The 8,492-nt window shown below is 70.3% G+C and carries 7 protein-coding genes; 5 read left to right on the top strand and 2 right to left on the bottom strand.

Annotated features, from left to right (window positions below; all coding sequences use genetic code 11):
- Both LOY02_RS08220 and LOY02_RS08215 read left to right on the top strand, forming a co-directional pair.
- Positions 1 to 753: alpha-ketoacid dehydrogenase subunit beta (locus LOY02_RS08220; RefSeq protein ID WP_317181860.1), on the top strand; the 753-nt coding region annotated here is incomplete at its 5' end.
- 25 nt (positions 754 to 778) lie between these two features.
- Positions 779 to 2,263 (top strand): 2-oxo acid dehydrogenase subunit E2, encoded by a 1,485-nt coding sequence (locus tag LOY02_RS08215; protein ID WP_317181859.1) that lies wholly within the window; start codon positions 779 to 781, stop codon positions 2,261 to 2,263.
- A 132-nt stretch (positions 2,264 to 2,395) separates the two neighbouring features.
- On the opposite strand, the gene LOY02_RS08210 is transcribed toward LOY02_RS08215, so the two are convergent.
- Positions 2,396 to 4,477, bottom strand: a complete 2,082-nt coding sequence (locus LOY02_RS08210; RefSeq protein ID WP_317181858.1) for an MDR family MFS transporter — start codon at positions 4,475 to 4,477, stop codon at positions 2,396 to 2,398.
- 72 nt (positions 4,478 to 4,549) lie between these two features.
- Between LOY02_RS08210 and LOY02_RS08205 the strand changes: the two genes are divergently transcribed.
- Positions 4,550 to 5,143, top strand: a complete 594-nt coding sequence (locus tag LOY02_RS08205) for a TetR family transcriptional regulator (protein ID WP_317181857.1) — start codon at positions 4,550 to 4,552, stop codon at positions 5,141 to 5,143.
- A gap of 86 nt (positions 5,144 to 5,229) precedes the next feature.
- Here the strand turns inward: LOY02_RS08205 and LOY02_RS08200 are convergent, their stop codons facing one another.
- Complete coding sequence (locus tag LOY02_RS08200; protein WP_317181856.1) at positions 5,230 to 5,580, bottom strand: TraR/DksA family transcriptional regulator; 351 nt, start codon at positions 5,578 to 5,580, stop codon at positions 5,230 to 5,232.
- A gap of 107 nt (positions 5,581 to 5,687) precedes the next feature.
- Here LOY02_RS08200 and LOY02_RS08195 point away from each other — a divergent pair, with 107 nt between their 5' ends.
- A complete protein-coding gene (locus LOY02_RS08195; protein WP_317181855.1) occupies positions 5,688 to 7,157 on the top strand; it encodes a hypothetical protein in 1,470 nt (489 codons plus the stop codon).
- Positions 7,158 to 7,226: 69 nt separating this feature from the next.
- A complete protein-coding gene (locus tag LOY02_RS08190; protein WP_317181854.1) occupies positions 7,227 to 8,492 on the top strand; it encodes an Nramp family divalent metal transporter in 1,266 nt (421 codons plus the stop codon).

The following is an 8,492-nucleotide window of genomic DNA, read 5'->3' as shown; positions in this document are numbered from 1 at the left end:
CCGGTCTGCGAGATCCAGTTCGACGGCTTCGTCTACCCGGCGTTCGACCAGATCGTCAGCCAGGTCGCGAAGATGCACGCCCGGTCCCTGGGCACGGTGAAGATGCCCATCGTCATCCGCATTCCATTCGGCGGCGGAATCGGCTCTCCCGAGCACCACTCGGAGAGTCCCGAGGCGTACTTCGCGCACACCGCCGGCCTGCGCTCCGTGTCCTGCTCGAACCCCGAGGACGCCCACTGGATGATCCAGCAGGCGATCGAGTGCGACGACCCCGTGATGTTCTTCGAGCCGAAGCGGCGCTACCACGACCGCGGCGAGTACGACACCTCCGCGACCGAGGCACCCCGCGGCCTCTTCGAGGCAAACGTCGTCCGCGAGGGCACCGACGTGACGCTCCTCGGCTACGGCCCGGTCGTCAAGACGATGCTCGAGTCGGCGGTGGCCGCCGAGGCCGACGGCACGTCGATCGAGGTCATCGACCTGCGCTCGCTGTCACCGCTGCCCATCGAGACCGTCGTCGAGTCGGTGCGCAAGACGGGACGGCTCGTCGTGGTCCACGAGGCGAGCAGCTTCCTCGGCATGGCCTCGGAGATCTCCGCCCAGGTGACGGAGCAGTGCTTCTACGAGCTCGAGGCTCCGGTCATCCGGGTCAACGGCGCCAACATCCCGTATCCGCCGAGCCGGATGGAGGAGGACTTCCTCCCCGACCTCGACCGGATCCTCGACGGCGTCGACCGCGCCCTGGCGTACTGAGAACTCAGGGAAGGGCTACACCAACATGGCAATTCGCACCTTCAAGCTCCCTGACCCGGGTGAGGGCCTCGTCGAGGCCGAGATCGTCGAGTGGAAGGTTGCGCCCGGCGACACTGTGAAGGTCAACGACATGGTGCTCGAGGTCGAGACCGCGAAGTCCCTCGTCGAGCTGCCGATCCCGTGGGCGGGCACCGTGCAGGAGCTCCTCGTCGAGGTCGGCGACACCGTCGACGTCGGCACCCCGATCATCACCATCGACGACGGACAGGGTGACGCGGGCCAGGCAGATGAGGGCAAGGCCGCACCGATGTCGGTCATGCCGCCCGTGCCGGGCGAGCGCGCCGAGCCCGCAGGCGGCTCCGCGTCGGACGCGATCCTCGTGGGCTATGGCGCCAAGGCAGGCGCCACCGCTCGGCGGGCGCGCAAGCAGGCCAATGGCCGTATGCCGGTGAGCGCGGTCCCCGAGGCAGCGCCGGCTCGTCCGTCGGCGCCCACGGAGACGGAGCAGGTGGCCGCGCAGGAGCCGGTCGCCGAGCAGTCCGAGCCCACGCCGCGAGCCGAGTCGCCAGCGCCCGCGGTGGCGCGGGAGGGTCGGCCCAAGGCGAAGCCGCCCGTGCGCAAGCTCGCCAAGGACCTCGGCGTCGACCTCTGGGCGGTCCAGCCCACCGGCGACGGCGGCATCATCACGCGCGAGGACGTCCAGACCTTCGCCGCCGGTGCCTCATCGCCTGCGGAGCAGGCGGTCGGGGGGCCAGGGGGGCGGAGCCCCCATGGGTCGGCATACGCCACGGGGGAGAGGGAGACTCGCATCCCGATCAAGGGCGTGCGCAAGATGACCGCGCAGGCGATGGTCGGTTCGGCGTTCACGGCTCCCCACGTCACCGAGTGGGTCACCGTCGACGTGACGAGGACGATGGAGCTCGTCGACCGGCTCAAGCGCTCGCGCGAGTTCAGCGACGTCAAGGTGACGCCGCTGCTCGTCCTCGCCAAGGCGATGATGCTGGCGATCCGGCGCAATCCCGGCGTCAACGCGACCTGGGACGAGGCGGCGCAGGAGATCGTCCAGAAGAACTACGTCAACCTCGGTATCGCTGCGGCGACCCCTCGCGGTCTGATCGTCCCCAACGTCAAGGACGCCCACGCCATGACCCTGCTCGAGCTGGCGCAGGCCATCGGGCAGCTGACGGCGACCGCGCGCGACGGCCGCACGCAGCCCGCCGAGATGGCGGGCGGGACGATCACCATCACCAACGTCGGCGTGTTCGGCGTCGACAGCGGCACGCCGATCATCAACCCGGGCGAGTCGGCGATCGTGGCCTTCGGTGCGATCCGCAAGATGCCGTGGGTCGTCACCGATGCCGACGGCAACGACGAGATCGCGATCCGGCACGTCACCCAGCTGGCGATGAGCTTCGACCACCGGCTCATCGACGGCGAGCTCGGGTCGAGGTTCCTCGCCGACCTCGCCGCGATCATGGAGGACCCGAGCCAGGCCCTCGTCTGGGGCTGAGCCGCTGACCCGCTGACCTGTCTGCCCTGCACCCGGATCCGGCATCCGGGTGCAGGGTCAGCAGGGTGCCGGAGGTTAGACGTCCTTGAGGCTCGACGTCCTTGAGGTTGGACGTCGTGGAGGGTCGACGCTTCAGGAGCGGGCGCGCACGGCGTCGACGAGGTAGGCCGCAGTGAGGTCGTCACCGACCGCCTCGAGCAGGCCTATGTCGACGGCCTCGTGACGCTCCGCAACCGTCGGCTCGACGGTCGTCATGACCGTTGCGGCATCGCGCTCGGCCACGGCCGTGACGAGCTCTCGCCGGAGGTCGGCGGTGAGCAGCCCTCCCGCGCGCTTCGCGAGGGCCGCGACCTCGACGGCGAACGGCTCGGTCTCCGCCGCGACCGTGTTGTCCTCGGTCGTGAGCATCCGCGACGTCCGGGCCAGGAGCGCGGCGCCTCGGTCGAGGTCACCGTCGCCCACCTCGGTCACGGCGCGGGCGAGGAGGGGCCGATCGCCTCGCAGGGCGGCGTCGGCGAGCAGCCCGAGCCGGAGGCCGAGGAGCCGCTCGTGCGTGCGGGTGTTGCCGCCGTCACGGCCGAGCGGCACCTGGATCTCATCGGACGGCGCGGTCTGTCCCATGGTGTCGAGCAACTCGCGACCCGCCTCGTCGACGGTGTGCACCGTGTTGCGCAGCGGCAGCTCCTTGATGAAGACGGTGGCGACCAGGGCCAGGGCGAAGGGCACGAGTCCCCAGAGGAAGACCGCGTTGAGCGAGTCGGCCAGGCCACGTTGGACGCCCGCAACGACCTCGGCCGGCAGGTTGGCGAGGACGGAGGGGTCGAGCACCGACCCGGCGTCGACCTCCTGGCCGGACGCCGCCAGCCGCTCCGCAGCGCCCGGTGGGAGGTGCACGGCGATGTTGGCGGCGAGGCCGCCGGCCATGATCGTGCCGAAGACGGCCGTGCCGACCGTCGAGCCGACGTTGCGGAAGAACTGCGTCGAGGCCGTGGCGATCCCGAGGTCGCGTCGGGCGGCGGCGTTCTGGACGATGAGCGTGTAGACCTGCATGGCGATGCCGAGCCCGATGCCGAAGACGACCATGGCGACGGTGAGGTCGAGCTCGCTCGCCTCGTAGTCGAGCCGGACGAGCATCCAGAACCCCGCACCCATGAGGAGCAGGCCGAAGAGGGTCTGGAGCTTGTAGCGGCCGGTCTTGGTGATGACGAGACCGGCGATGATCGACAGGCCGATCATCGCGACCGACATGGGCATGAGGATGAGCCCGGAGTTCGTCGCGGAGACCCCGAGGACGCCCTGCGCGTAGACCGGCAGGTAGATCATCGCGCCGAACATCATCACCGAGACCATGAAGCTCGCAATGTTGGAGAGCGTGAAGATCGAGCTGCGGAAGAGGTGCAGGGGCAGGACCGGCTCCACGGCGCGCCGCTCGACGGCGATGAAGGCGACCAGCGTCAGAGCGCCGGCGGCGAGCATCCCGATGACCTCGGCTGAACCCCACGCCCACGTCGTGCCACCGAGGGAGACGGGCACGAGGACGAGGACGAGGGTGAGCGCCAGCAGGCCGATCCCGGCCCGGTCGATGACGGTCGGCTCCCGGACGTGCTCGAGGTGGAGGAACCGGCTGATCCCCAAGTAGGCGGCGACCCCGACCGGCAGGCTGATGAAGAAGAGCCAGCGCCAGCCCCAGTTGTCGGTGACGAAGCCGCCGACGAGCGGTCCGAGGATCGAGGAGATCCCGAAGACACCGCCCATGAGGCCCTGGTACTTTCCGCGCTGCCGGGGCGAGATGATGTCGCCGATGATCGTCTGTGACAGCGGCATGAGGGTCCCCATGCCGGCACCCTGGATCGCGCGGGCCGCGATGAGCCACCAGAAGTTCGGGGCGAGCCCGGACAGGACCGAGCCGAGCATGAAGACGACGAGGCCGCCGAGGTAGAAGCCCCGCCGCCCGTAGATGTCGGACAGCTTGCCGACGATGGGCACGGTGATCGCGCTGACGAGCATGGCTGCGGTTGCGAGCCATGAGTAGTGATCCATCCCCCCGAGCTCGGCGACGATGCGCGGCATGGCCGGCCCGACGATCGTCTGGCTGATCGAGGCCACGAGCATGCCGAGCATGAGTGCGCCGAAGATGCGGCGCGACTGAGGGTCGAGGCCGGTCGCGGCGTCCCCGGGCGTGACGCTCGGAGCAAGGGCAGGGGGTCGAGGCATGGGGCTACGGTACGAGAATATTGCATAGACTGCAAAATTGCGCCTACTGCATGAATTGCCTACCCTGAGCGCATGGCCGAGCCGGAGTGCGGACTACGAGAGCGCAAGAAGCGGGAGACGCGACTCGCGATCCACCGCGCTGCCCTGGATCTCGTCGAGGAGTCCGGCTTCGACGAGGTGACGACTGACCAGATCGCGGCTCGCGCCGGAGTCAGCCCGAGGACCTTCTTCAACTACTTCCCGACCAAGGAAGGTGCAGTCCTCGGCACGACCCCCGCCGACCTCGAGGAGACGCAGGAGCAGCTCGCCGCGCGGCCCCCGGACGAGCCGATCCTCCACTCGATCCGTGCCATCGTGCTGTCCCGGCTCTCGCCGGCGAGCTACGACCAGGAGCTTCGGGCCCAGCGGCGGCGCGTGCTCCTCGGCGAGCCGGCACTCGGTCCTGCCCTCGTCGGTAACACCATCCACACCGAGAACGTCCTCACCGAGGTCGTCGCCGACCGGCTGGGCCTCGATCCGCGCGAGTCGGTCCGTCCCCGGGTCACCGTGGCGACGGCCCTCGCGGCCGTTCGGGCCTGCATCGACCACCAGCAGCACGGCGGCGCCGGCACGATCGAGGACGCGGTGGACGAGGCCTTCGCACTCCTCGAGGCCGGTCTGGCCTGACGGCGCTCACATTGCGCTCGCGCGTCTCACGCGCTCTGGCCGCGCCTCATGTCCCTCGCCGGATCCTGCAGCGGGGCGGCGGCTCGTCACGCGTGTGATGCGTGCTCGATGCAGGTCCTGGCGGTCGGGCGTGCCTCGAGCCGCCCCTCGGGGATTCGTTGACCGCACACGACGCACAGCCCGTAGGTTCCGTCCGCGAGGCGGGCCCGGGCATCGTCGATCTCGACGAGGTGCTGCTCGGCCTGCTCGATGAGGGCGGCGACCTGCGATCGCTCATAGGCGATGGTCGAGCCCTCGGGGTCGTGTTCGTCGTCGGCGTTGGAGTCGACGGTCGCCTCGACGACGAGACCGAACTCGCGCCGGAGATCCTCCAACCGTTCCACGGTCGTCTGGTGTTCCGCCGCCAACCGCGTGCTGTGCGTCGTCGTGTCCGTCACTCGCGCGCCTCCTCGTCATCGAACCGGCTGCTCCCATTGTCGTCCTGACGACGATGATCTCGGATGTGTGGCCCATCACGCCTTCGCGAGGCAGGCAGGATGGGGTGATGAACGAGCAGAGCGGCGTGGTCTTCCCGGTCGACGTAGCCTCCGGTCGACGCAGCACGACGTCCCTCGGGCGCGCCGTCGTCGCCGATGCCCTCAGGGCCGCCGACCCGGTTGGCTCGGCCTCGGCTGCGCGAGAGACGAACTGGCGCCAGGGATACCTGCCCCACTTTCGCCGGCTCGTCGAAGCCGGGCTGCCGAGCACAGAGGTTGCGCACACCATTGCGCGCGACGGGCTCGATTCCCTCCACGGCCGGATGCGCTGGGTCGGGTCGTCCGGCGAGGAACCGCTCGCGGCCGCCTTCGACGATCGAGTGACGCAGCTGGGCTCCGAGACGATCCGCGGCGAGGGTGCCCCCGACCGGGCCATCTCCCTGCCGTATGCCGCTGAGCGCGCTTCGGGGGACACGCTGCGTCGGGTGCTGGCGGGCTGGGTCGACGGGGGGATCGTCGAGCCGACCTGCGCCGAGGCCGTCGAGCGCGTGATCGACAATCCGGACTGGCTCGACCTGTCGGACCAGACCATCGTCGTCCTGGGCGCAGCCGCAGAGATGGGGCCGCTCCGCTCCCTGCTGAGGTGGGGGGCCGACGTCGTGGCCGTCGACCTGCCCCGGAAGGACCTGTGGCAGCGGTTGGTCGCCGACACGAGGCGGCTCGCCGGTTCGATGACCGTCCCGGTCCAACCCGGCGAGGGACCCGTCGACGCCCGCCTCGGCGGCGACCTCGTCCACGACCTCGCCTCGGTGACCCGGTGGGTGACCGAGGCGGCGACCCAGCACGAGCGCAGGCTCGTGCTCGGCAACTACGTCTACGCCGACGGCGAGACCAACGTCCGCGTCTCCACGGCCGTGGACGCGCTCACCCGGCAGGTGACCAGGGAGCTCGGGCGAGACCACGTCGCGCTTGCCTTCCTCGCGACGCCCACGGACGTCTTCGCCGTGCCGAGGGGCGCGGTGGACAGGTCGGTCGAGAACTACGCCCAGCGGCATACGTCCAAGGTCTTGCGGGTCCCGCTGCGCACCCTCAGCGGTGGGCGCCTGCTGCGGCGGAACTACGTGCCCGGCGAGGACCCCGGCATCAACGACTCGGTGGTCCTCCAGCAGGGCCCGAACTACCTGCTCGCCAAGCGGCTCCAGCGGTGGCGGGCGACCGTCCACCGGGCTGACGGTGGCGTCGTGTCGCTCAAGGTGGCGCCGCCGACCCGGACGCGGTCGGTCGTCAAGAACCGTGCCCTCGCGGCCGCGTACTCCGGCGCGCACCGCTTCGGTGTCGAGGTCTTCGAGCCGGGCACGGCCAACACGCTCATGGCGATCCTGCTCGTCCACGACCTCCGGACCGGTTCGCCGCCGCGCGAGCACCCTTGGCAGGACGAGGCGTTCGGGGCAGCGCACGGCGGGCTCTGGACCTCGGCCTACGACCCGAGGAGCGCACTCGGCATCGCCGCCCTGCTCGGCTTCGCGGCCGCCCGATGACGCAACCGCGGCCTCTCGGGGGATGGGCCCGGGTTGGCGATGGCGGCGCCGACCCTTCATGCTCTGTCCATGGGTGAGACCACCGGCAGAAGAGGAGCGGCACCGGTCGACGACCGGTCGCCCGAGCACGGGCTGGGCGGCACCTTCAGCGCTCCACGCACCCTCGTCCCGGCACTGCTCGCGGCGATCGCCTATGTCGACCCCGGCAACTTCGGCGTCAACATCAGCTCGGGCGCCGAGCACGGCTATGCCCTCGTGTGGGTCGTCGTCTTTGCCAGCCTCTCCGCGATGGTGATCCAGTACCTCGCGGCCAAGCTGGGCATGGTCACCGGGATGAGCCTCGCCGAGCACAGTGCCCGGCGCTACCCGGGGGTCGGGCGCGTCCTGCTGTGGACGCAGGCCGAGGTCGTCGTCATCATGACCGACCTCGCCGAGATCGTCGGCGGTGCGATCGCCCTCTACCTGCTCTTCGGACTGCCCCTCATGTGGGGCGCGGTCGCGGTGACGGCCTTCAGCCTCGTCGTCCTCTATCTCAAGGTCCGGGGTCGCAGCCACTTCGAGTCCGTCGTCCTCGTGCTCCTCGCCGTGATCATCGGGTCGCTGCTGTGGCAGGTCCTCGTGGCCGATGTGGACCGCGCGGCCCTGCTCCGCTCGGTCGTGCCCGGGCCGCTCGACTCGTCTGCGGCACTGCTCGCCGTCGGCATCGTCGGCGCCACGGTCATGCCGCACGCCCTGCACTTCCACTCCGCCGCCTCGCGGGCACGCGACGACGGCACCGTCGAGCCGTCGCAGGCGGAGCGGATGCGCATCGGCCGCCACACGGTGCGCTCCGTCGTCATCGCGATGTCGGTCGCCGGCGCCGCGAACATCAGCCTCGTCGTCTTCTCGGCAGCCCTGCCCGCCGAGGCCGGAGCGAGCATCGAGACGGCCTACGCGGCGCTCACGGCGAACGTCGGCCAGATCGCGGCGACGATGCTCGCGGTCGCCCTGCTCGCCTCTGGGCTCGCGTCGACCCTGGTCGGGGTGCAGACGGGCGACGTCGTCATGACCGGTTTCGGCAAGCGGCCGATTCCTGCGCTGCTGCGCCGCATGCTCGCCGTCGTGCCGGCCCTGCTCATCCTCGGCATCGGGATCGCGCCGACCGATGCCCTGGTGTGGAGCCAGGTGGTCCTCAGCTTCGCCCTGCCCGGCACCCTCATTCCGCTCCTCCTGTTCACGCATGACCGGAAGGTCATGGGGGCACTGGCCAACCACCGGATCACCACCGTCGTGGCGGCGCTGATCACGGCCGTCATCGTGGCCCTGTGCGCCTTCCTCATCGTCAGCGGCGCCTGA

It is taken from the genome of Intrasporangium sp. (assembly GCF_032907665.1).
Lineage (GTDB): Bacteria > Actinomycetota > Actinomycetes > Actinomycetales > Dermatophilaceae > Intrasporangium.
Note: the sequence above shows the minus strand (reverse complement) of the source record. Positions and strands in the feature narration are given on the sequence as shown.